This window comes from Stutzerimonas sp. CXK-1 (assembly GCF_057738225.1).
The window spans coordinates 1,212,730-1,233,979 of record NZ_CM173217.1; the positions used below are offsets into that span (position 1 = coordinate 1,212,730).

Annotated in this window: 19 protein-coding genes; 5 read left to right on the forward strand and 14 right to left on the reverse strand. The window is 65.9% G+C overall.

All coding sequences use genetic code 11. From position 1 onward, the window contains the following. Positions 1-1,545: a glycerol-3-phosphate dehydrogenase gene (gene glpD, locus AC0KXH_RS05670; RefSeq protein WP_488224326.1), complete on the reverse strand. Its 1,545-nt coding sequence runs from the start codon at positions 1,543-1,545 to the stop codon at positions 1-3. Positions 1,546-1,670: 125 nt separating this feature from the next. On the opposite strand from glpD, the gene ybaK reads away from it, so the two are divergent. Beyond that, positions 1,671-2,141 (forward strand): Cys-tRNA(Pro) deacylase, encoded by a 471-nt coding sequence (gene ybaK / locus AC0KXH_RS05675; protein ID WP_041107245.1) that lies wholly within the window; start codon positions 1,671-1,673, stop codon positions 2,139-2,141. 7 nt (positions 2,142-2,148) lie between these two features. Here ybaK and mltF read toward each other — a convergent pair whose 3' ends face one another. Beyond that, a complete protein-coding gene (gene mltF, locus AC0KXH_RS05680; RefSeq protein ID WP_041107243.1) occupies positions 2,149-3,609 on the reverse strand; it encodes a membrane-bound lytic murein transglycosylase MltF in 1,461 nt (486 codons plus the stop codon). 287 nt (positions 3,610-3,896) lie between these two features. On the opposite strand from mltF, the gene AC0KXH_RS05685 reads away from it, so the two are divergent. Beyond that, on the forward strand, positions 3,897-4,196 hold the full coding sequence (locus AC0KXH_RS05685) for a GIY-YIG nuclease family protein (RefSeq protein ID WP_041107241.1): 300 nt from the start codon (positions 3,897-3,899) through the stop codon (positions 4,194-4,196). A gap of 56 nt (positions 4,197-4,252) precedes the next feature. After that, the gene (locus tag AC0KXH_RS05690) at positions 4,253-5,191 is read left to right on the forward strand and encodes a glutathione S-transferase family protein (RefSeq protein WP_041107239.1); all 939 of its coding nucleotides are present in this window, start codon (positions 4,253-4,255) and stop codon (positions 5,189-5,191) included. On the opposite strand, the gene AC0KXH_RS05695 is transcribed toward AC0KXH_RS05690, so the two are convergent. From AC0KXH_RS05695 to yejK, 3 genes are read right to left on the reverse strand one after another with little or no spacing between them, the layout of a single operon-like run. Next, positions 5,109-6,014: a DUF4344 domain-containing metallopeptidase gene (locus tag AC0KXH_RS05695; protein ID WP_488224327.1), complete on the reverse strand. Its 906-nt coding sequence runs from the start codon at positions 6,012-6,014 to the stop codon at positions 5,109-5,111. The two genes, AC0KXH_RS05690 and AC0KXH_RS05695, sit on opposite strands and share 83 nt — an antisense overlap. Beyond that, positions 6,011-6,832: a polyphosphate kinase 2 family protein gene (locus AC0KXH_RS05700; RefSeq protein WP_488224328.1), complete on the reverse strand. Its 822-nt coding sequence runs from the start codon at positions 6,830-6,832 to the stop codon at positions 6,011-6,013. The genes AC0KXH_RS05695 and AC0KXH_RS05700 overlap by 4 nt, the downstream gene beginning before the upstream one ends. A 7-nt stretch (positions 6,833-6,839) precedes the next feature. Then, positions 6,840-7,847 carry a nucleoid-associated protein YejK gene (gene yejK, locus AC0KXH_RS05705; RefSeq protein WP_041107235.1) on the reverse strand — a complete coding sequence of 336 codons (1,008 nt, stop codon included), beginning with the start codon at positions 7,845-7,847 and terminating at the stop codon, positions 6,840-6,842. Between the two features lie 121 nt (positions 7,848-7,968). Between yejK and AC0KXH_RS05710 the strand changes: the two genes are divergently transcribed. Both AC0KXH_RS05710 and AC0KXH_RS05715 read left to right on the forward strand, forming a co-directional pair. After that, complete coding sequence (locus AC0KXH_RS05710) at positions 7,969-9,183, forward strand: MFS transporter (RefSeq protein WP_061338692.1); 1,215 nt, start codon at positions 7,969-7,971, stop codon at positions 9,181-9,183. 262 nt (positions 9,184-9,445) lie between these two features. Continuing rightward, entirely contained in the window at positions 9,446-9,637 is a 192-nt protein-coding gene (locus AC0KXH_RS05715; protein WP_041107232.1) for a hypothetical protein, read from the forward strand. A 3-nt stretch (positions 9,638-9,640) separates the two neighbouring features. Here AC0KXH_RS05715 and rlmF read toward each other — a convergent pair whose 3' ends face one another. The 9 genes from rlmF to AC0KXH_RS05760 all read right to left on the reverse strand — a co-directional run bounded on the left by rlmF (position 9,641) and on the right by AC0KXH_RS05760 (position 21,158). Beyond that, positions 9,641-10,636: a 23S rRNA (adenine(1618)-N(6))-methyltransferase RlmF gene (rlmF, locus tag AC0KXH_RS05720; protein WP_488224329.1), complete on the reverse strand. Its 996-nt coding sequence runs from the start codon at positions 10,634-10,636 to the stop codon at positions 9,641-9,643. Between the two features lie 79 nt (positions 10,637-10,715). Next, on the reverse strand, positions 10,716-11,885 hold the full coding sequence (locus tag AC0KXH_RS05725) for a YbfB/YjiJ family MFS transporter (protein ID WP_165563797.1): 1,170 nt from the start codon (positions 11,883-11,885) through the stop codon (positions 10,716-10,718). An 80-nt stretch (positions 11,886-11,965) separates the two neighbouring features. After that, positions 11,966-13,792, reverse strand: a complete 1,827-nt coding sequence (locus tag AC0KXH_RS05730; protein ID WP_224109597.1) for an SLC13 family permease — start codon at positions 13,790-13,792, stop codon at positions 11,966-11,968. A 3-nt stretch (positions 13,793-13,795) separates the two neighbouring features. Next, the gene (locus tag AC0KXH_RS05735; RefSeq protein ID WP_043219068.1) at positions 13,796-14,092 is read right to left on the reverse strand and encodes a winged helix-turn-helix domain-containing protein; all 297 of its coding nucleotides are present in this window, start codon (positions 14,090-14,092) and stop codon (positions 13,796-13,798) included. 25 nt (positions 14,093-14,117) lie between these two features. Beyond that, the gene (gene nhaD / locus AC0KXH_RS05740) at positions 14,118-15,500 is read right to left on the reverse strand and encodes a sodium:proton antiporter NhaD (protein WP_041107221.1); all 1,383 of its coding nucleotides are present in this window, start codon (positions 15,498-15,500) and stop codon (positions 14,118-14,120) included. A gap of 338 nt (positions 15,501-15,838) precedes the next feature. Continuing rightward, positions 15,839-18,673, reverse strand: coding sequence for a valine--tRNA ligase (locus AC0KXH_RS05745; protein ID WP_488224330.1), 2,835 nt, complete (start codon positions 18,671-18,673; stop codon positions 15,839-15,841). A 136-nt stretch (positions 18,674-18,809) separates the two neighbouring features. Then, complete coding sequence (locus tag AC0KXH_RS05750; RefSeq protein ID WP_488224331.1) at positions 18,810-19,178, reverse strand: DNA polymerase III subunit chi; 369 nt, start codon at positions 19,176-19,178, stop codon at positions 18,810-18,812. 34 nt (positions 19,179-19,212) lie between these two features. Continuing rightward, positions 19,213-19,632, reverse strand: coding sequence for a DNA polymerase III subunit chi (locus tag AC0KXH_RS05755; RefSeq protein ID WP_041107215.1), 420 nt, complete (start codon positions 19,630-19,632; stop codon positions 19,213-19,215). Between the two features lie 38 nt (positions 19,633-19,670). Beyond that, the gene (locus tag AC0KXH_RS05760) at positions 19,671-21,158 is read right to left on the reverse strand and encodes a leucyl aminopeptidase (protein WP_061340425.1); all 1,488 of its coding nucleotides are present in this window, start codon (positions 21,156-21,158) and stop codon (positions 19,671-19,673) included. Positions 21,159-21,250: the final 92 nt, after the last annotated feature.

Below are 21,250 nucleotides of genomic sequence, written 5' to 3' on the forward strand. Positions count from 1 at the left end.
TCAGGCGCGCAGGCTCTGATCGAAGCTGACCAGATGCGCCGCGGTCTGGCTGTCCAGGTAATGCTGCAGCCGATCGCGGCCACTTCGGTCGATCGACAAACCCAGCTTGCTGCGCCGCCAGAGAATGTCCTCGGCGGTCTGCGCCCATTCTTCGGCCATCAGATAGTCGACTTCGTGCGCATGCAGGCCGGCGCCGAAGTGCTCGCCCAGATCCTGCACACCATCGATTCCCTTGAGCAGCAGCCAGCTGCGACTGCCGTAGCTGCTCGCCCAGCGCTCGGCCAGGCGCTCGTCGAGCCAGGCGTGGCTCAGGCACAGCGCTTCGGTCAGCTCGCGTACGTTGCGCATGTCCTCGCCGCCGGGCAGCGGCGCATGGCGGGTCCAGGCCGGCTGCATGTGCGGGAACCAGGGCGCGAGTTCGGCGAGCGCCGCTTCGGCCAGCTTGCGATAGGTGGTCAGCTTGCCGCCGAACACGGACAGCAGTGGCGCGTCGTGCGACTGACGCGAGAGCTCAAGGGTGTAGTCACGGGTAATCGCCGCCGGTTCGCTCGACTCGTCATCGCACAGCGGACGTACCCCGGCATAGCTATGGCAGATGTCGGTGCGCTGCAGCGGGCGCTTGAAATGCTCGTTCACCACAGCCAGGAGGTAGTCGATCTCCTGCTCGGTGACGCGAACCTGTGACGGGTCGCCGTGGTATTCGCGGTCGGTGGTACCGATCAGGCTGAAGCGGTCCAGATAGGGAATCACGAACACCACGCGGCGATCGCGGTTCTGCAGGACGTAGGCATGCTCGCCGTCGTACAGCCGGGGCACGATCAGGTGGCTGCCCTGAATCAGACGGATGCCATGCGGCGATGGCAGCCGCAGGTCGTCTTCGATGAACTGCGCGACCCAGGGGCCGGTGGCGTTGACCAGGGCTCGGGCGCGAATCGAATAGCGGCTGCCATCGGCGCGCTCCAGGTGCAGGTGCCAGAGCCCCTTGCTGCTGCGTGCGCTGACGCAGCGGGTGCGGCTGTGCACGTGGGCGCCGTGCTCGCGGGCGGCAATCGCATTGACGACCACCAGTCGTGCGTCGTCCACCCAGCAATCGGAGTATTCGAAACCATGGTCGAGTTCCGGCTTGAGCGGGCTGTCGGCGCCGAACCGCAGGCTGCGTGAAGCGGCCAGTCGCTCGCGCTTGCCCAGATGATCGTAGAGAAACAGGCCGGTGCGGATCAGCCAGGAGGGGCGCAGGTGCGGGCGATAGGGCAGGATGAAACGCAGCGGCGTGACCAGATGCGGGGCCTTGGCGAGCAGCACCTCGCGTTCGGCCAGTGCCTCGCGCACCAGGCGCAGCTCATAGTGTTCGAGATAGCGCAGCCCGCCATGCACCAGCTTGCTGCTCGCCGACGACGTGTGCTGCGCCAGGTCGCCCTGTTCGCAGAGAAACACGGCCAGCCCGCGGCCCGCGGCATCGGCGGCGATCCCGACGCCATTGATGCCTGCGCCAATCACGGCCAGGTCGTAGACCTCGGCTACCGGTGCGAGGAGCTTGTGCTGCATGGTCCGTCTCCTTTGTGTCCGATGGCCATGGCCATGGCCGGGCAACGCGGCGCCGATGCCGGCTCGACGCGGCTGGGCCCAACGCCTAAGGTAGCGGCATTTGACCTGATGGATCATTACAGAACATGACACCGGCGATCGACCTGTTGAAAAAGAACCGCGCCGAGCACCGCGTGCACAGCTATCAGCATGACCCCAAGTCCGCGTCCTATGGTCTGGAAGCCGCTGAAAAGCTGGGCCTGGATCCGGCGCGGGTATTCAAGACGCTGCTTGCCAGCACGGAGCGCAACGAGCTGGTGGTGGCCGTGGTGCCGGTGGCCGGCACGCTCGACCTGAAGGCGTTGGCGCAGGCGGCGGGCGCGAAGAAGATGGAGATGGCCGACCCGGCGGCGGCCCAGCGGGCGACCGGCTATCTGGTTGGCGGCATCAGCCCGCTGGGGCAGAAGAAGCGCCTGCGTACCTTCATCGATGTTTCGGCGCGCGCGCACCCGACGGTCTATGTCAGCGCCGGGCGCCGTGGTCTGGAAGTGGAGCTGGCCGCCGAGGTGCTGGCCGAGCACACCGCGGCCAGCTTCGCCGACATCGGCCGTAGCTGAGCATGGCTCAGAGCGGCGGCAGCTGCTCGCTCAGGTCGGTCGCATAGATGCCGGGAATGTGCAGGTCGCTCTGCACCAGTTGCTGGCCTTCCATCTGCGGCTGGGTTACCCAGGTCAGGATGTCGTAGTAGCGGCGGATGTTGGCGACGAAGTGCACCGGCTCACCGCCACGGGCATAGCCGTAGCGGGTCTTGCTGTACCACTGCTTCTGCGCCAGGCGCGGCAGCATCTGTTTGACGTCGAGCCATTTGTCGGGGTTCAGCCCCTCGGCTTCGGCGAGCTTGCGGGCATCTTCCAGATGGCCGGCGCCGACATTGTAGGCCGCCAGGGCAAACCAGGTGCGGTCGGGCTCCTGGATGCTCTCGGGCAGGTTGTCGCGCACCTTCAGCAGATACTTGCCGCCGCCGCGAATGCTCTGCATCGGGTCAAGGCGGTTGGTCACACCCATTGCCTTGGCCGTGCGCAGCGTCAGCATCATCAGGCCGCGCACCCCGGTCTTGGAGGTGGCCTCGGGCTGCCAGTGCGACTCCTGATAGCCGATCGCCGCGAGCAGGCGCCAGTCGATGCCGACTTCCCGGGCAGTTTCGCGAAAGGTCTTTTCGTAGCGCGGCAGGCGTTGTTGCAGGTGCTTGGCAAAGGCATAGGCACCGACGTAGCCGAGCACGTCGACATGGCCGTAGTAGCGTTCACGCAGACGCTGCAGCGTACCGTTGCGCTTGGCCTTGTCGATGAAGCTGTTGGCCGCCTGCAGCAGGCTGTCGTCCTCGCCCTTGCCGAATACCCAGGCCAGGCTGTTCGGCTCGCCGACGTCGAAGCCGGTGCGGATGTTGGTGAAGTAGACCTGATTCATCGACAGCTCGTTGGACTCGACCAGGGTCAGGTCGAGCTGGCCCTCGTCGACCATGCGCAGCAGGTCGACGACTTCCACGGCGTCGGACTCTTCGTAGCGCAGCTCCGGCAGCTGGGCCTGCATGGCGGCGAGCTTCTCGGCCTGGCTGCTGCCCTTGAGCACCATGATGCGCTTGCCGACCAGGTCTTCGGCTCGCGTCGGGCGGCGCTGGCCGTTGCGGTAGACCACCTGGGTGGTGACATCCAGATACGGGTGGGTGAAACGGGCCAGGTGCTGGCGGCCTTCGGTGGCGGTTAGGCCGGCGGCGGCCAGCGACGGGCCGCCGGGGCGGTTGAGGCGGGTAAAGATGTCTTCGAGGTTGTCGGCGGTTTCGATCTGCAGCTCGACGCCCAGGTCGTCGGCGAAGCGCTTGACCAGTTCGTACTCGAAGCCGGCTTCGCCGTTGCGGTCCTGGAAGTAGGTGGCGGGACTGTTGCGGGTGATCACGCGCAGCACGCCTTCCTCCCGAACGCGCTCCAGATCGCTGGGCTTTTCGGCGCAGCTTCCGAGCATCAGGAGGATTCCGGTCGCCAGCAGCCAGGAGGCCCAGCGGTTGCGGAACGCGGTTTGAGCAAACATCGGCGCAGTATACGCAAAGGCGATCGGCCACCATATCTGGACAGCCGGGCGCGCGTCTGCTAGCGCAGGCGGCCGGCAAGGCGCGCGGCGCTGCCGGAGCGGCGACAATTCCCGCCTGTGGCGGGGTGCGGCGGTCCTGGCTGCGGATAGGCGCATGCGGCGAAGCGTGACGCGCACCTCGTAACCGGAGGTGACGGTGGCTTTGCCTGGCAGTGTTTCGCCTTGTCCGCCCCGGGCCGAGTGGCGACAATCGCGCCCGTCCATCCGGCAGGCGGCATGCGCGAACAATGAGCGGCGAGCAACTCAAACCCTGGTACGTCTATCTGGTCCGCGCGGCTAACGGAGCGCTTTATTGCGGCATCAGCGATGATGCCGAGCGTCGCTTCGCCGCCCATCGGCAAGGCCGGGGGGCGCGTTTCTTTCGTTCGAGCCCGGCCGTTGCCCTTGTCTACACCGAGCGCTGTGCGAGCAAGGGCGAAGCCCTGCGCCGCGAACTGGCGATCAAGCGGCTGACCAAGGCGGCCAAGGAAGCACTGGCCCGGCCGGCTTCGTCCGGTGAATGCCCGGGCAATCAGCACAACGGCTAGGCTCGTTCGGACCTGGCGGCTAAGCTCTGACGACTCATCCATCGGCGGAGCCGGCCATGCACGAACTCATCCTGCACCACTATCCCACCTCGCCATTCGCCGAGAAGGCGCGTCTTCTGCTGGGCTTCAAGCAGTTGTCGTGGCGCTCGGTAACCATTCCGCCGGTGATGCCAAAGCCGGACCTGACCGCTCTGACCGGCGGTTATCGGCGCACGCCGGTGCTGCAGATCGGCGCGGATATCTATTGCGACACCGCTCTGATCGCGCGTCGCCTCGAAGCGGAAAAGGCCACGCCGGCACTGTTCCCCGAAGGCCAGGAGTTCGTTGTCGCGGCGCTGGCGCAGTGGGCTGACTCGGTGCTGTTCCTCAACGCGGTGAGCCTGATGTTCCAGCCGGCCTCCCTGGCGCTGCGCTTTGCCGAGGTGCCCAAGGCCTTTGCCGAGGCGTTCAGCAAGGATCGTGCGCAGCTGTTCAGCAGTGGTTCGGTGAGCCGGATCCCGCTGGAGCAGGCAAAGAACGACTGGCCGACCTTCATGGCCCGGCTGCAGCAGCAACTGGCGCGCGAGGAAGGCGAATTCCTGTTCGGCTCGGCGCCGTCGCTGGCGGATTTCGCCGTTGCGCACTGCCTGTGGTTCCTGCGCGCTACGCCGGTGACCTCGGTGCTGGTCGACGAGCATGCGGACGTCGTCAGCTGGCTGGACAAGGTGCTGGCGGTCGGTCACGGCTCGTTCAGCGAGATGTCTTCGGCCGAGGCCGTCGACGTGGCGGCAGCGGCCGAGCCGGCTGCACTGCCCGAGCAGGCGTTCAGCGAGCCCAATGGGTTCACCCTGGGCCAGCAGGTGGCCGTGGCGCCGGTCGATTATGGGGTCGACCCGGTCGAAGGCGAGCTGGTGTTCGCCGGGGACGAAGAGATCATCGTGCGGCGGGAGGACCCGCGGGCCGGGCAGGTGCAGGTGCATTTCCCCCGCGTCGGCTATCGGCTGGAGGCGCGCTGACACCCGGCGAGGCCGCCTGCTGCCGGCTGCGTTGTGCCGCGAGCTGACGGAAATAGGCGAGGCGCTCGTAGCACAGCGTCAGCTCGCCGCCGATGCGGTTGAACCAGGCGTCCGGTGCGCCGCAGCTGGTCAGACGCAAGACCAGGTCGCGTGGCAGTTCGAAGGTCTCGCTGGCCCGGCGCGCGACCGCTTCGAGCTCGCCTGACGCCCGCACCTTGGCCAACAGCTCGGCGCCGCCGGTCATATGCCCGGGCGGCGGGTCGTAGATCACCGTGATGCGATGGCGTACCGGCTCATCGACCGGCCGCCGATAGTAGTCGCGAAACCACGCGACCGCCTGCGCGACCTGCTGGTATTCGTCCGGGCAATACAGGGCCCGGTCGATCGGCAGGCCGCTGATCTCCAGCACCCATTCGAGCCGATCCGGGTCGCTGCCATAGGCGAGGCAGGCGATGTTGTAGAAGCGCTGCGCGTCCAGGGCGTGGCTGTCCCACAGCGGAACTTCGTCCGCGCTGCCCTTGGCGTTCTGCCACTCCAGGCGCCAGTAGTCGGCGACATCCATCAGCTTGTTGTAGAAATCGGCCTCGTGCTGCTCGCGTTGCAACAGAAACAGCCCCATGAACCCGAGCTGGTCGGCGGCGTCCTCCTCGCGGCCGAGGACCGGAATCTGCAGCTCGCTGATCAGCAGATGTCCCATCTCGTGCATCAGGGTGAATTCGGCGTTGGCCACGGTGAAGCGCACCTCGTCGGCTTCGCTCGCCTGGCCTGCGCTGCAGAACAGCCAGCCCGTCGCCAGCAACAGGACAGCCAGCGGGCGCCTCATGGAATGGCGTCCAGGTCGTGGTGGCCGAACGGTGCCGGGCGCCTGGGCCAGTCGAGCGCCAGCTGATCGAAGGCCTTGGCCAGGAGGCTGGCGACCAGCAGGTCGCGTAGCCAGCGGTGGTCGGCGGGTATCACGTACCAGGGCGCGGCGTGGCTGTCGCTTTCGATCAGCACCTGCGCCCATTCGGCCTGGCGCGCGGCAAAGCTGCGATGGCCGAGCAGGTCGCCGGGGCTGAGCTTCCAGCGCTTGTCGGGCGCATCCAGCCGACGGTGCAAGCGGCGCTTCTGCTCGGCATGGGAAATCTGCAGATAGCACTTGAGTGGGCGGATGGCTGCGGTTGCCAGCTGCCGTTCGAAGTGCCGCACTTGCTCCAGGCGCAGCGGTACGTCCTCGGCGCGGCACAGGCCGTCACGGCGGTCGCTGACCAGGCTCTCGTAGTAGCTGCGGTTGAAGACGCCGAGTTGCCCGGGCGTCGGCAGTGCGTGGCGATAGCGCCAGAGAAAGCCACGGGCCTGTTCGTCCGGCGTCGGTGGCTGAAAGCCCGTGACCTTCAGGGCGATCGGGTCGAGTCCGGCCAGCACCCGCCGGATCACGCCGTTCTTGCCGGCACAATCGGGCCCCTGCAGGACCAACAGCAGGGCGTCCCGACGATTGGCCCAGAGCATGGTCTGCTGTTCGCGCAGCCAGGGTTTTAGCCGGGCGAGCCGTTCGAGTGCCTGCTCACGGTCGAGGCCGAAGCGGCGTGCCGGATCGCCGGCGAACGGTGCCGCCGGGTCCAGCCGGCAGGCGTCGAGCACGTCATCGGGCAGGCGCGCCACGGGCGATCTATTCCTTGCGCCGCTTGAGCTGATCCTTCAGCTGAGTGGGCAGCTGGCGAATGATCAGCATGTCGCGGGCCTCGTCGTACTCGATCTTGGAGCCCAGCAGGTGCGACTCGAAGCTGATCGACAGCCCCTCGGCGCGCCCGGTGAAACGACGGAACTGGTTGAGGGTGCGCTTGTCCGGCGGGATCTCTGGCGACAGGCCGTAATCCTTGTTGCGGATGTGCTCGTAGAAGGCCCGTGGGCGCTCCTCGTCGATCACGCCGGACAGTTCCTCGAGCGTCATCGGCTCACCGAGCCGGGCCTGGGCGCTGGCGTAGTCCACCAGCGCGCTGGTCTTTTCGCGCGCCTGTTCCTCCGGCAGGTCTTCGCTTTCGACGTAGTCGCTGAAGGCCTTGAGCAGGGTGCGGGTCTCGCTCGGGGCGTCGACGCCTTCCTGGCAACCGATGAAGTCGCGGAAGTATTCCGAGACCTTCTTGCCGTTCTTGCCCTTGATGAAGGAGATGTACTGCTTTGACTGCTGGTTGTTTCGCCATTCGGAGATATTGATCCGCGCGGCGAGATGCAGTTGCCCGAGGTCCAGGTGCTTGGCTGGTGCCACGTCCAGCGCGTCGGTGACGGTCACTCCTTCGCTGTGGTGCAGCAGCGCGATGGCCAGGTAGTCGGTCATGCCCTGCTGATAATGGGCGAACAGCACGTGGCCGCCAGTGGACAGGTTCGACTCGTCCATCAGCTTCTGCAGATGCTCGACCGCCTGCCGGCTGAAGGCAGTGAAGTCCTGGGCGCCGTCCAGGTACTGGGCCAGCCAGCCGCTGAACGGATAGGCGCCGGACTCCTCGTGGAACAGCCCCCAGGCCTTGCCCTGCTTGGCGTTGTAGCTCTCGTTGAGGTCGGCAAGCAGGTTCTCCATCGCCTGCGACTCGCCGAGCTCGCTATCGCGGGCATGCAGGGTCGAGGCTGAGCCGTCGGGTTTCTTGTCGATCAGGTGGACGATGCAATGGCGGATCGGCATGGTGATCTCATGTTGGGCAAATCAGATGCGGGCAGTTTAACCGAGCTGACCGGCGGCGGATGAGTGTTCCCTGGCCGGGATGTCCGAGTAGACTGGTCGTCTTTTTCTCAGGAAAACGATCATGGCAATGAACTGGCGTACGTGCGGCTGGTTGCTGCTCGGGGCTTCCCTGATTCTGGCGATCTCGCTTGGCGTGAGGCATGGCTTTGGCCTGTTTCTGGCGCCGATGAGCGCCGAGTTTGGCTGGGGGCGGGAAACGTTCGCCTTCGCCATCGCCCTGCAGAACCTGGTCTGGGGACTGGTGCAGCCGTTCACCGGCGCGGCAGCCGATCGCTTCGGTGTAGCGCGCACCGTGCTGATCGGGGGGCTGCTCTACGCGGCGGGCCTGGCGCTGATGGCGGCGGCCGATACTCCGGCCTCGCTGAGCCTCAGCGCAGGCGTGCTGATCGGCCTGGGGCTTTCCGGTACATCGTTCTCGGTGATTCTCGGTGCGGTCGGCCGCGCCGTACCGGCCGAGCAGCGCAGCATGGCCATGGGTATCGCCAGTGCAGCCGGCTCCTTCGGGCAGTTCGTCATGCTGCCGGGGAGCCTCGGCCTGATCCAGTGGCTGGGCTGGTCTACCGCCTTGCTCGCGCTCGGCATGCTGGTGGCATTGATCGTGCCTCTGGCAGCGATGATGCGCGGCCAGCGTGAGGCCCCGGCAGCGCCCGGTGCGCAACAGTCGCTTGGCGAGGCTTTGCGCGAAGCGGCTGGGCACTCGGGCTTTCGCCTGCTGGCGCTGGGCTTTTTCGTCTGCGGCTTTCAGGTGGTGTTCATCGGCGTGCACCTGCCTGCGTATCTGGTCGACAACCACTTGCCGGCGCAGGTCGGCACTACCGTGCTGGCGCTTGTCGGGCTGTTCAACGTGGTTGGCACCTACACCGCCGGCTGGCTGGGCAGCTGCTATTCCAAGCCTCGGCTGCTTGCCGGCCTGTACCTGATTCGCGCGGTGGTGATCAGCCTGTTCCTGCTGGCGCCGCTGACGGAGTGGTCGGCCTATGCTTTCGGTATCGCCATGGGGCTGCTATGGCTGTCGACCGTGCCGCTGACCAACGGCACGGTGGCGACGCTGTTCGGGGTGCGCAACCTGTCCATGCTCGGCGGCATCGCATTTCTGTTCCATCAGTTGGGGTCGTTCTTCGGCGGTTGGCTTGGTGGCTGGCTGTATGACCGCACCGGCAGCTACGACCTCGTCTGGCAGATCGCGATTGCGCTGAGCCTGATGGCGACGCTGCTCAACTGGCCGATACGTGAGCAGCCGGTGGCCCGCCTGCGCGAGCCGGAGCTGGCGTCGTGAGGCTGTTCTGGCCGCTGCTGGCCGCGGCCCTGGCCTTGTTGGCGCTGCTGGCCTGGTGGGGTTGGCAGCGTGGCGGCTTGGCGCTACTGCAGTTGGGACTCGGTACTTGCTGAGCAGTTCGTCGCCATTGGGCGAAAAACGCGTCAGGACGGGAATCAATCGGGGTTCATGGGCTCCAACAAGCGAGACGGGCAGCGGAGCTGTCGTCGAATCGTAACCGAAGCCATGTAAAAAGCTGCCGAGCAGTTTTTTGGAGCCAGAAATGTCCACCCTCACCGAACTCGCCCAACACATCGCCAAGCTCTACCCGCTGCAGGACAAGCAGGCCGGCAAGCGCTACCGCGTGGTAGGCGAGCTGGCCGGCATGACCGAACTCGAAGAGATCAACGGCGAGCCGCGTTACATCCAGACCCTGGCGCTGAAAAACCCTCAGCGCTGGGAAATCGCCGTCTGATCGTCAGCTTCGCTCGACGTCAGCCTTCGGCGCGCGCGTGCGGCTGGCGAGCCACGCTGCCCGGCGGCCTGCATCGAGATAGCTCCAGGCCACGAAACGGCTACGCTTCTGGCCCTGGGCCATGTCGACCACGCGAACGTCCCGAGCGCCCAGCTTGTTCAGGCGGGTCGCCAGCGGCTCGACATTGCCGCCCTTCGAGACGAGCGTACTGAACCACAACACCTGATCGGCAAAGGCCCGGCTCTCGTCGGCGAGCCGGGCGATGAACGCCGCTTCGCCGCCTTCGCACCAGAGCTCTGCCGCCTGACCTCCGAAGTTCAGCACCGGCAGTTTGCGCTTGGGATCGAGTTTGCCGAGATTGCGCCATTTGCGCCGGCTACCGCTGCTGGCTTCGGCCGCCGAGGCGTGGAACGGCGGGTTGCAGAGCGTCGCCTCGAACCGATCGCCGGCGGCGAGCAGCCCGGTGAAAATCCGCTTGGGCTCGGCCTGGCGGCGCAGCGCGACTGCCCCGGTGAGCCGATTGGCGCGGATGATGTTGTCCGCCGATGCCAGCGCCGTGGCATCGATGTCCGAGCCGGTGAAGCGCCAGCCATATTCACGATGACCGATCAGCGGAAAGATGCAGTTGGCGCCGGTGCCGACATCCAGCAGGCGAATGAATTTGCCACGCGGTATGTCGCCGCCGTTGTCTTCGGCCAGCAGATCGGCCAGGCCGTGGAGATAGTCCGCCCGTCCCGGTACCGGCGGGCAGAGATAGCCGGGCGGTATATCCCAGTGTTCGATGCCATAGAACAGCCGCAGCAGCGCTCGATTGAACACCTTGACCGCTTCCGGATCGGCAAAGTCGATGCTCGGTTTGCCGTAGGGGTTGAGAATGACGTAGTCGCCCAGTGGCGGGCAGGCGGCGATCAGGCGGGCAAAGTCATAGCGGCCGCTGTGGCGGTTACGCGGATGCAGGGCGGCCTTGCTGGTCGGGCGGGGTGATTTGCTGGCAGGCATGGGCGTCGGCGGTACGGAGCGGGCGGCTATTGTCCCATATGTCCGACGACTGTCGACGCCCGCCTGCGGCGTCTCGAGGCTAGCGAACGCGCGGCACCATGAGCATCCACAGCAGCCCCCAGAGCAGCGCACCGGCGCCGAGCCAGAAGGCGCTGTGCAGGCTACCGCCCTGACCGACCCAGAGGCTGGTCAGCCAGGGGGCCGCCAGTTGGGTGAGGCTATAGAGTGCAATCAGGGCCGCCGACAGGCGCGGCCCCTGATGAGGATGCAGTGTGCGGGCCAGGCGCTGGGTCAGCAGCACCGTGCCGAGGAAGGTCCCGCCGACCAGCACCGCGCAGAGCAGGATGCCGAGAGCGCCGGGCAGCAACAGGGCGGCGAGCACGCCGATCAGCTGGGCCAGATAACTCAGCCTGAGCGCGATGTCGTCGCCCAGCCGTACGCCCAGTCGATTCCATAGCCAGGGTGAGGGTAGGGTGGCGACGGCGACCACCAGCCAGCTGCTGTCGATCAGAAAGTCGCCCGGTTCGACCTGCAGGCGCGCAACCATCGGCAGAAAGGTCATCGGCAGGATGTAGCCCATGCCGGCGCCGGCATAGGAGAGAAACAGCGGCGTGCTCGAACGATCGAGCAGGCGACCGCTGGGGCTCGCATGGCTGGCCGGTTGGGGCGCCTGGTCGGGCATGTCCAGCCGCGCCAGCTGTCGCCAGCCCCACCAGGCCAGCGGCACCGACAGCACCGCGGCCGGCCACCAGCGATCGGCGCCGGACAGCAGGCCATCGCTCAGGCTGACCAGCAGGCTGGAGAGGATCAGGCCGACGCAGACCCCGAGATACACCAGGCCGCTGGACGAGGCGCGCTGCTGGCGCGCCAGCCATTCGAGAATGAGTGAAGGGCCCTGTACGAACACCAGGCCGTTGGCGATCCCGTTGGCCAGCCGCAGGGCGGCCAGGGCGTCGGCCGAGTCGGCCTGGGTCTGCAACAAGCTGCTCAACACGTGCAGCAGCAGAGCCCAGGGCAGCGAGCGGCGGATCTGCGCGACGCTGTGCCAGCGCAGCGCGAGCAACGCACCGATCAGATAGCCCAGATAGTTCCAGCTGGCGATGCTGGCGCCCTGCTGGATCGTCAGCAGGCCGTCCTCGACGAGCCAGGGCAGCAGCGGGGTATAGACGAAACGGCCGAGGCCGTGCACGACGAGCAGCAGGATGGCCCCGGCAAGCAGCACCGGGAAAAGAGCAGGGCGTTGAGACATCGTTCGTTCTTATCCGTTTTTCGGCCGAGCTTACCGCGTGCCCGGGCCCAGCGGCCATGCCACTTTCGCGGTGCGCGGCCTTAGAACGGGAACAACAGCGGTATCAGCCCCACTGCGAGCAACAGCACGAGGAGGGTGAAGGGCACGCCGACCCGGACGAAGTCGGCAAAGCGATAGCCGCCCGGGTTGAGCACCAGGGTATTCACTGGTGATGAAATGGGCGTCATGAAGGCTGCCGAGGCCGCCAGCGCCACGGTCATCGCGAAGGGGTAAGGCGAGGCCCCCAGGTGCTCGGCAGTAGAGATGGCCACGGGCGCCATCAGCACCGCCGTCGCCGTGTTGGATATGAACAGGCCGGTCAGCGCGGTGATGATGAACAGGCAGGCGAGCAGTGCCAGCGGGCCTGCATCGCCGAACAGGCCAATCAGACCGTCGACCGCCAGGGCGATGCCGCCGGTCTTCTGCAGCGCCAGCGCAAAGGGCAGCATGCCAACGATCAACACCAGGCTCTGCCAGTGAATGGCCTTGTAGGCGCTGTCCATGTCGATGCAGCGGAACAGGCCCATCAGCAGGCAACCGATGAGCGCGCAGAGCACGTTGGGCAGCGTGCCGCTGACCATCAGGCCCACCATCACCGCGACCGCAAGCAGGGCGAACGGCGCCTGCCGCGCCGCCGGCGCGACGTCGTCGACCTCTGCCGGCAGGCTGAGCACGAGAAAGTCGCGGCTCAGCCCCTGCAGGCGATGGATGTGCTTCCAGCTGCCGGCCACCAGCAGGGTGTCGGCCGCCTTGAGCTTCTCGTCCACCAGCAGACCGTCCAGCGCCCGCTGCTGGCGGCGCAGCCCCACGACGTTGAGCTTGTGACGGCTGCGAAAGCCGAGCTCCTGAATGGTCTTGCCCGGCAGACGCGAGTCAGGAGGCAGAGCCACTTCGGCGAGGCCAAGTTCCTGGGCATGGTCGCGGTAGTAGGAGTTCGACAGATGCAGCGGCTCCAACCCTAGTTCGTCAAAGGCGCCGAGCAAACCGATGGCGGGGCTGGCGATATCGGCCAGCAGCACGTCGCCGACGAGCAGTTCGGTGTTGCCGGTGGCCATCAACAGCAGTCGGCGAAAGCGATGCTGGCGCTCGATCGCGATGACGTTGATGCCGTACTGCTTGCGCAATTCGAGGCCGTCGAGGATGCGATTGGCCAGCACCGAGCCTGGCCGCACCCGCAGACGGCGTTCGCGCTCGGCCAGGTGATAGGCGTCGCAGAGATCGGCGAGCGACAGGCGCGGCGTGGCCGCACGTTGCTGGCCCGGCCGGTCCAGCCAGCGTCGGGCCAGCAACATGTACACGATGCCGAGCGCCAGCACCGCCAGCCCCAGAGGAGTGAAGGAAAAGAAGCCGAAGCCCTCCAGGCCAGCACGACGCAGTTCGCTGTTGACCACCAGGTTGGGCGGCGTGGCCACCAGCGTGAGCATGCCGCTGATCAGGCCGGCGAAGGCCAGCGGCATCATCAGGCGATTGGCTGCCGACTGCGTGCGTGCGGCGATCCCCAGCACCACGGGGATGAAGATCGCGACCACGCCCGTGGAACTCATCACCGAACCGAGCCCGGCGACGGCGAGCATCAGCAGGACCAGCAGACGGGCCTCGCTGCTGCCGGCGCTGCGCACCAGCCAGGCGCCCAGGCGATAGGCGATGCCGGTGCGCACCAGGCCATCGCCGATCACGAATAGCGCGGCGATCAGCACCACGCTCGGGTCGCTGAAACCGGCCAGTGCCTCGTTGACCGAAAGCACGCCGGACAGCGGCAGGGCGATCATGGCCAGCAGCGCCACCACATCCATGCGCGGTCGATTCAGAACGAACAGGATGACGCAGGTGGCGAGCAGGACGAGGACCAGTAGCAGATCGCCGTTCATGGCTCAGGGGTAGCCGAGCAGGGCCTTGATCTGTGCCAGATTGGCTTCGACCCAGCTCCGATCGATCGGCCCCCAGTCGCGGATCTCGTAGTGTCCGGCGTTGTGTCGCTCGCCGGCGTCCTGGTGGAACCGGCAGTCGATATCCAGTTCCGCCAGGGCGGCGAGCGTGTCCTGCGCGGTACGCCGCGGCATGCCGGTCGCCTCGGTCAGCGCCGGTACGCTGGTCGCCGTGCCGCTGTCGATCAGCCAGGCGACGTAGAGACGGCGGTAGAAGCTCGTACGAGTCTTGCTGACGGTCATGATCGTGTCCCTGGCCGGTTGACGCTCAACTCAGCAACAGCATGCCGATGTAGGTCGCCGCGCCGGCGGTATAGCCGAGGAAGGCCAGCAGGCTGACACGCTTGAGATACCAGATAAAGCTGATCTTCTCCATGCCCATGGCGGCCACACCGGCGGCCGAGCCGATGATCAGGCTGCTACCGCCGGTACCGGCACAGTAGGCCAACAGCTCCCAGAAGGTGCCGTCGACGACGAACTGACTCAGCCAGCCGGTTTCATGCGGCGCAGCGGCTGCGAGTATTTGCGGGCTGACCAGCGGGTACATCTTCATCGCGCCGGCCACCAGCGGCACGTTGTCCACCACTGCCGAGAGCAGACCGATCGCGTAGTTGATGGCATAGACGTTGCCCAGCGATTCGCGCAGCAGGGTAGCGACCTGGGTCAGATGGCCGGCGGTCGCCAGGCTGGAGACGGCGAGCAGGATGCCGAGGAAGAACAGTACGCTCGGGGTATCGACCTTGCGCAAGACGCCGACCACCGACAGCGGATGCTTGTCTTCGGCGTTCTTCTTGCGGTGCACGATTTCGGTCGCTACCCAGAGCACGCCCAGGCCGAACAGGATGCCCATGTACGGCGGCAGATGAGTGACGGTCTTGAATACCGGCACGAAGAGCAGTGAGCCCAGGCCCAGCGCCAGAACTAGGTTGCGCTCGAAGGCGGTGGTCGACGGTGGCTGCTTCTCGGCCAGGTGCGCGCGCGGGCGCGGGCGCGGGGCCTCGCCGCGCAGGCTGAAAGTGAGGATCAGCAGGGGCACCAGCAGGCAGATCAGGCTCGGCAGGAACAGCCCGGTAATCACCCCGGTCGCCGAGATCTGCGTGCCGATCCAAAGCATGGTGGTGGTGACGTCACCGATCGGCGACCAGGCGCCGCCGGCGTTGGCGGCAATCACCACGACGCCGACATACAGCCAGCGCTCGGGGCGGCCGCGGATCAGCTTGCGCAGTAGCGAGACCATGACGATCGTGGTCGTCAGGTTGTCGAGCACGGCGGACAGGAAAAAGGTGATCAGGCCGATGATCCACAGCAGATTGACGCGCTTGCGGGTCTGGATGCGGTCGGTGATGACCTTGAAGCCTTCGTGCGAATCGATGAGCTCGACGATGGTCATGGCGCCGAGCAGGAAGAACAGGATCTCGGAGACCTCGCCCAGGTGGTGGCGCAGGGCTTCGACGACTACCACCGACGAATCGGCCGGGTCATGGCTGCCGTGCTCGAGCAGCGGCAGGATCTGGTCCGCTCCCAGTACCAGTACGGTCCAGGTAAGAACGGCGGTGAGGATGGCGGCCGCGGCCTTGTCGATCTTCAGGGGGTGTTCGAAGGCTATGCACAGATAGCCGATGACGAACACTACTGCCATGAGCACATACATCGGTGGGTCTCCATTTCCAAGAACCGGCTCGAGCGTTTCACTCGATGCTGGCAGACCTGCGGCCGATGGCTGGCTGGCGAAACAAGTCGGAACCGATGGTTGCGGGCCGGGGCCGGCGAAAACGGTTATGGAGTCAGCGACGTCTAAGAGGCGTTGTCGTTGAGTCGGAGCTCATTTCAGGTTGCCGAGCGGCTGTGCATGCCGTGCGTCTACCAGATGCAATAGGGTGTTTCGGGTGCGGCGGCATAGTGTAACAGCCGGAGCGGCTGTTACTTGTCATCGATCAAGACCGCCGTGTTTGCCAGGCGAGCCCCGGCGGAGGGCTCGCCCGTGCGAGGTCACAGGCTGGCGATACGCGCGCGCTGCTCGACCAGCTTGGCACGCGCCTGCTCGGCCTCGGCCAGCTTGGCGCGCTCCTTGTCGATGACCTGCGGCGGCGCCTTGTCGACGAAGCCGGCGTTGGCCAGCTTGCCGCCGACACGCTGGACCTCGCCGTCCAGGCGCGCGATTTCCTTGTCCAGGCGCGCCAGCTCGGCATCCTTGTCGATCAGGCCGGCCATCGGCACCAGCACCTGCAGGTCGCCGACCAGGGCAGTGGCAGCCAACGGGGCGTCTTCACCCTGGCCGAGCACGCGAATGCTCTCCAGCTTGGCCAGCTTCTTGAGCAGCGGCTCGTTGTCGGCCAGGCGTCGCTGGTCTTCGGCCGAGGCGTTGCCCAGCACCACGTCGATACGCTTGGCCATGGAGATGTTCATTTCGCCGCGGATCTGGCGAATGCCCAGCATGAAGGCCTTGACCCACTCGATGTCGCCTTCGGCGGCTTCGTCGAGGCGCTCCGGGTTGAACTCCGGCCAGGGCTGCAGCATCAGGGTCGGACCGGACTTGCCAGCCAACGGTGCAACGCGCTGCCAGATTTCCTCGGTGATGAACGGCATGAACGGGTGAGCCAGTCGCAGTGCCGTCTCCAGCACGCGGACCAGGGTGCGACGGGTGCCGCGCTGGCGCTCGGCCGAAGCGTTCTCGTCCCACAGTACCGGCTTGACCAGCTCCAGGTACCAGGCGCAGTACTCGTCCCAGATGAACTCATAGAGTGCCTGAGCGGCCAGGTCGAAGCGGAAGGCCTCGAGCTGACGATTGACCTCGGCCTCGGTGCGCTGCAGCGAAGAGATGATCCAGCGATCGACCGAGGACAGTTCGACGGGCTCGCCACCCACCCCGGTGTCCTTGCCTTCGGTGTTTTCGAAGACGAAGTTGGCCGCGTTCCAGATCTTGTTGCAGAAGTTGCGATACCCCTCGACACGGCCCATGTCGAACTTGATGTCGCGGCCGGTAGAGGCCAGCGAGCAGAACGTGAAGCGCAGGGCGTCGGTACCGTAGCTGGCGATGCCTTCGGGGAATTCGGCCTTCGTCTGCTTGGCGATCTTCTCGGCGAGCTTGGGCTGCATCATGCCGCTGGTGCGCTTTTGCAGCAGGGTTTCCAGCTCGATGCCGTCGACGATGTCCAACGGGTCGAGCACGTTGCCCTTGGACTTCGACATCTTCTGGCCTTGCGCATCACGCACCAGGCCGTGGACGTAGACGGTCTTGAACGGGATCTGTCCGGTCAGGTGGGTAGACAGCATGATCATCCGGGCGACCCAGAAGAAAATGATGTCGAAACCGGTGACCAGCACGTCGGTCGGGTGGAAGGTCTTCAGGAAGTCGGTCTGCTGCGGCCAGCCGAGGGTCGAGAAGGTCCACAGGCCCGAGCTGAACCAGGTATCCAGCACGTCCTCGTCCTGGCGCAGCTCGACGTCGTTGCACAGGTTGTACTTGTTGCGCACTTCCACTTCGTCGCGGCCGACGTAGACGTTGCCGGCTTCGTCATACCAGGCGGGGATGCGATGGCCCCACCACAGCTGGCGGCTGATGCACCAGTCCTGGATGTCGCGCATCCAGCTGAAGTACATGTTTTCGTACTGCTTGGGCACGAACTGGATCTGCCCGCTCTCAACCGCGCGGATGGCCTTTTCGGCGAGCGGCTTGGTCGATACGTACCACTGATCGGTCAGCCAGGGCTCGATGATGGTGCCCGAGCGATCGCCGCGCGGTACCTTCAGTGCGTGGTCGTCGATCTTTTCCAGCAGGCCCATGGCCTCGAACTCGGCAACGATGGCCTTGCGCGCATCGAAGCGGTCCATGTGCGCATAGCCATCCGGCAGGCTCGGGTCGATGCGGTCGTTGACGCTGCCGTCGATGTTGAACACCTGCGCGCGGGCCAGTACGCAGGCGTTCTGGTCGAAGATGTTGATCAGCGGCAGGTGGTGGCGCTTGCCCACCTCGTAGTCGTTGAAGTCGTGGGCCGGAGTGATCTTCACGCAGCCGGTGCCGAACTCGAGGTCGACGTAGTCGTCGGCGACGATGGGGATCAGGCGGTTGACCAGCGGCAGCATGACGTGGCGGCCAATCAGATCCCTGTAGCGCTCGTCCTCGGGATGAACGGCGACGGCGGCATCGCCGAGCACGGTTTCCGGGCGGGTGGTGGCGACCACCAGGTAGTCCTTGCCATCGGCGGTGCGCGCACCGTCAGCCAGCGGATAGCGCAGGTGCCAGAGGTGGCCCTTCTCGTCGTGGTTCTCCACTTCCAGATCGGAGATCGCGGTGTGCAGCTTGGTATCCCAGTTGACCAGGCGCTTGCCGCGATAGATCAGCCCGTCCTCGTGCAGGCGGACGAACGCTTCCTTGACCGCTTCGGAAAGACCGGCGTCCATGGTGAAGCGCTCGCGGGACCAGTCCACCGAGGAGCCCAGACGACGGATCTGCCGGGTGATGTTGCCGCCCGACTCCTCCTTCCACTGCCAGACCTTTTCGAGAAACTTCTCGCGCCCCAGGTCATGACGGCTGACGCCCTGCGCCGCCAGTTGGCGCTCGACCACCATCTGCGTGGCGATCCCGGCGTGGTCCGTTCCCGGTTGCCACAGCGTCTTGCGCCCTTGCATGCGACGCCAGCGAATCAGCGCGTCCATGATCGCGTTGTTGAAGCCGTGGCCCATGTGCAGGCTGCCGGTGACGTTCGGCGGCGGAATCATGATGGTGTACGGCTCGCCCGAGCCCTGGGGTGCAAAGTAGTTGTTCGATTCCCAGGTCTGGTACCAGGAGGTCTCGATGGCGTGCGGCTGGTAGGTCTTGTCCATGCGGCGGGACCCTTAAGAACGGCTGATCGGAAAAACGCGCAAGTATAAAGGCAAAACGCCCCGGCGCAGTTCTTGGAGGCGCTTTTTGCCGAGCGGGCGCCGCGAATGCGGCGCGAGAGTCGAACGTCGCCCTGGCTCAGGAGCGCGGCGCGCGGATCAGTTGATCGACTCGGCTTTGCAGGCGGCGTTTGAGCTCGGCTTCGATCTGCGGCACGAAGTCGTCGATGACTTCCTGCAGGATCAGATTTGCAGCGGTGCGCAGCTCATGGTCGAGATGGCGTTCGGCGAGCGAGCGAAACGCGGTACGTACCGCCGGTTCCCGGGCCTCCGGGGCTTGCGCGGCGGCCGGCTGCGCTGGCTGGGCAGGCTCGACGACGTCGCGCAGGGTCGGGATGGCGTCGGCATCGAACTCGCTCGGGGCAACGTCGTCGCTGTCGAGCAGGGCGCGAATCGACTCGAGGTCGTGGAGCAGTTCGGCAGGCTTGCTGGGCGTTTTAGGTGTCATCGCAGTGCGGTCCGGGTGGCGCGTCCGAGCGGGTTCAGAGTTCGACCCTTTTGGGGTCATAGCCGTGCCGCCGATACTGGCGGAAGTTGTCACGGCTGAGCGCCAGGCGTTCCGGTTCCTGGTTGACGATTTCGATCACCCGGCTGAACTGGTCCAGATGGGTCGACAGGGTGGGTGCCAGGTTCACCAGCAGGCCCTGAGGCTGTGCCGGTACTTCATCACCTCCGAGCACGACCGGCGATTGCGGATCGTCGATGAAGCGATCGTGCGGGATGAAGCGTTCGGCGCGAAAGTGCCACAACAGATCGTCGAGCGCGTCGCGCTGCGCGTCATTCTCGCAGCGCACGAAGACCCGCATGCCATGCTGCCAGCCCTTGGCGGCGAGCTGGCAAGCCGCGCGCAGGCGGCTGGCCGGTTCGGCATCGGGCAGCACGTAGAACTCGACGCGCGTCATGGTCGTGCGCCGGAACGCGCGGCGATCCGGTTAAGCATTCAGCCCACCTGGTCCAGCAGGTATTGGGTGAGCAGCGGTACCGGCCGGCCGGTCGCGCCTTTCTCCTTGCCGCCGCTGACCCATGCGGTGCCGGCGATGTCCAGGTGCGCCCAGGGGTAGGCCTTGGCGAAGCGCGAAAGGAAGCAGGCCGCGGTGATGGTGCCTGCCTTCGGGCCGCCGATGTTGGCGATGTCGGCGAACGGGCTGTCGAGCTGCTCCTGGTATTCATCGAACAGCGGCAATTGCCAGGCGCGATCCGCTGCGGCTTCACCTGCCTCGCGCAGCTGGTCGATCAGGTTCTGGTCGTTGCCCAGCAGGCCGGAGGTGTTGCTGCCCAGCGCAACGATGCAGGCGCCGGTGAGCGTGGCCACGTCGATCACCGCGCGCGGCTTGAAACGCTCGGCGTAGGTCAGGGTATCGCAGAGCACCAGGCGCCCTTCCGCATCGGTGTTGAGAATCTCGACCGTCTGGCCGCTCATGGTGGTGACGATGTCGCCCGGCCGCGTAGCGCCGCCACTGGGCATGTTCTCGGCGCAAGCCAGCAGGCCGACGAGGTTGATCGGCAGCTGCATTTCCACCACGGCACGGAAGGTACCAAGCACGCTGGCAGCACCGCACATGTCGTACTTCATCTCGTCCATGCCCAGCCCGGGCTTGAGGCTGATGCCGCCAGTGTCGAAGGTGATGCCCTTGCCGACCAGCGCATAGGGCTGCTCATTCTTCTTCGCACCGTTGTATTGCAGTACCACCAGGCAGCCCGGCTGCTCGCTGCCCTGGGCCACGGCGAGGAAGGCACCGGCGCCGAGTTCGCGCAGCTTCTTCTCGTCGAGCACCTCGACCTTCAGCGACTTGTGGTTCTTGGCCAGTTGACGAGCCTGCTCGGCCATGAAGTTCGGGTGGCAGTGGTTCGGTGGCAGGTTGCCAAGGTCGCGGGCCAGCGCCATGCCGGCGGCAATGGCGCTGGCTTGGCGGGCGGCACGCTCGAAGCTGTCTTGTTGCGATTTTTCGCAAAGCAGGATGACCTTCTTCAGTGCGCGCGGATCGGCCTTCTTGCTCTTGAAACGATCGAACTGGTACTCGCCGTCAGCGAGGATCTCGACCAGCAGGCGCGTGGCGGAGTAGGCATCGCGATTCTTTACCTGCACGTCATGCAGTGCGAGCGCGGCGTCGCTGCCGCCGAGGCCTTTCAGCGCACCGGCAATTGCGCCGACGATCTTGCGCCACTGGCGCGTATCCAGGTCTTCGGCCTTGCCGGTGCCGACCAGTAGCAGGCGCTCGGCCTTGAGCCCGGGGATGTCGTGCAACAGCAGCGTCTGGGCAGCCTTGCCGCCGAGGTCACCGCGCTTGAGGATGGCCGAGATGGCGCCTCCTGTCGCGAGATCGACGCTGCGGGCGTGCTCGCCAAGGCTGCGGTCGTCGCCAACGGGCAGAACCAGCGTGGCAGTTTTCAGCGAAGGCGCTTTGACGGTCTTTACAACGAATTCCATGACGGGTGTCCCCAAGACAAAGAGTCGGGTTTGCAGGATAATGCCGGGCTTGTTTTCCGGTGGTTCGTCTGCCGGGTCGTCGGCGCATCGTG

What these genes read in the sequence shown, in the direction of transcription:
- glpD (WP_488224326.1), bottom strand. Translation starts at nt 1,545, where the DNA reads ATGCAGCACAAGCTCCTCGCACCGGTAGCCGAGGTCTACGACCTGGCC.
- ybaK (WP_041107245.1), top strand. Translation starts at nt 1,671, where the DNA reads ATGACACCGGCGATCGACCTGTTGAAAAAGAACCGCGCCGAGCACCGC.
- mltF (WP_041107243.1), bottom strand. Translation starts at nt 3,609, where the DNA reads ATGTTTGCTCAAACCGCGTTCCGCAACCGCTGGGCCTCCTGGCTGCTG.
- AC0KXH_RS05685 (WP_041107241.1), top strand. Translation starts at nt 3,897, where the DNA reads ATGAGCGGCGAGCAACTCAAACCCTGGTACGTCTATCTGGTCCGCGCG.
- AC0KXH_RS05690 (WP_041107239.1), top strand. Translation starts at nt 4,253, where the DNA reads ATGCACGAACTCATCCTGCACCACTATCCCACCTCGCCATTCGCCGAG.
- AC0KXH_RS05695 (WP_488224327.1), bottom strand. Translation starts at nt 6,014, where the DNA reads ATGAGGCGCCCGCTGGCTGTCCTGTTGCTGGCGACGGGCTGGCTGTTC.
- yejK (WP_041107235.1), bottom strand. Translation starts at nt 7,847, where the DNA reads ATGCCGATCCGCCATTGCATCGTCCACCTGATCGACAAGAAACCCGAC.
- AC0KXH_RS05710 (WP_061338692.1), top strand. Translation starts at nt 7,969, where the DNA reads ATGGCAATGAACTGGCGTACGTGCGGCTGGTTGCTGCTCGGGGCTTCC.
- AC0KXH_RS05715 (WP_041107232.1), top strand. Translation starts at nt 9,446, where the DNA reads ATGTCCACCCTCACCGAACTCGCCCAACACATCGCCAAGCTCTACCCG.
- rlmF (WP_488224329.1), bottom strand. Translation starts at nt 10,636, where the DNA reads ATGCCTGCCAGCAAATCACCCCGCCCGACCAGCAAGGCCGCCCTGCAT.
- AC0KXH_RS05725 (WP_165563797.1), bottom strand. Translation starts at nt 11,885, where the DNA reads ATGTCTCAACGCCCTGCTCTTTTCCCGGTGCTGCTTGCCGGGGCCATC.
- AC0KXH_RS05730 (WP_224109597.1), bottom strand. Translation starts at nt 13,792, where the DNA reads ATGAACGGCGATCTGCTACTGGTCCTCGTCCTGCTCGCCACCTGCGTC.
- AC0KXH_RS05735 (WP_043219068.1), bottom strand. Translation starts at nt 14,092, where the DNA reads ATGACCGTCAGCAAGACTCGTACGAGCTTCTACCGCCGTCTCTACGTC.
- nhaD (WP_041107221.1), bottom strand. Translation starts at nt 15,500, where the DNA reads ATGTATGTGCTCATGGCAGTAGTGTTCGTCATCGGCTATCTGTGCATA.
- AC0KXH_RS05745 (WP_488224330.1), bottom strand. Translation starts at nt 18,673, where the DNA reads ATGGACAAGACCTACCAGCCGCACGCCATCGAGACCTCCTGGTACCAG.
- AC0KXH_RS05750 (WP_488224331.1), bottom strand. Translation starts at nt 19,178, where the DNA reads ATGACACCTAAAACGCCCAGCAAGCCTGCCGAACTGCTCCACGACCTC.
- AC0KXH_RS05755 (WP_041107215.1), bottom strand. Translation starts at nt 19,632, where the DNA reads ATGACGCGCGTCGAGTTCTACGTGCTGCCCGATGCCGAACCGGCCAGC.
- AC0KXH_RS05760 (WP_061340425.1), bottom strand. Translation starts at nt 21,158, where the DNA reads ATGGAATTCGTTGTAAAGACCGTCAAAGCGCCTTCGCTGAAAACTGCC.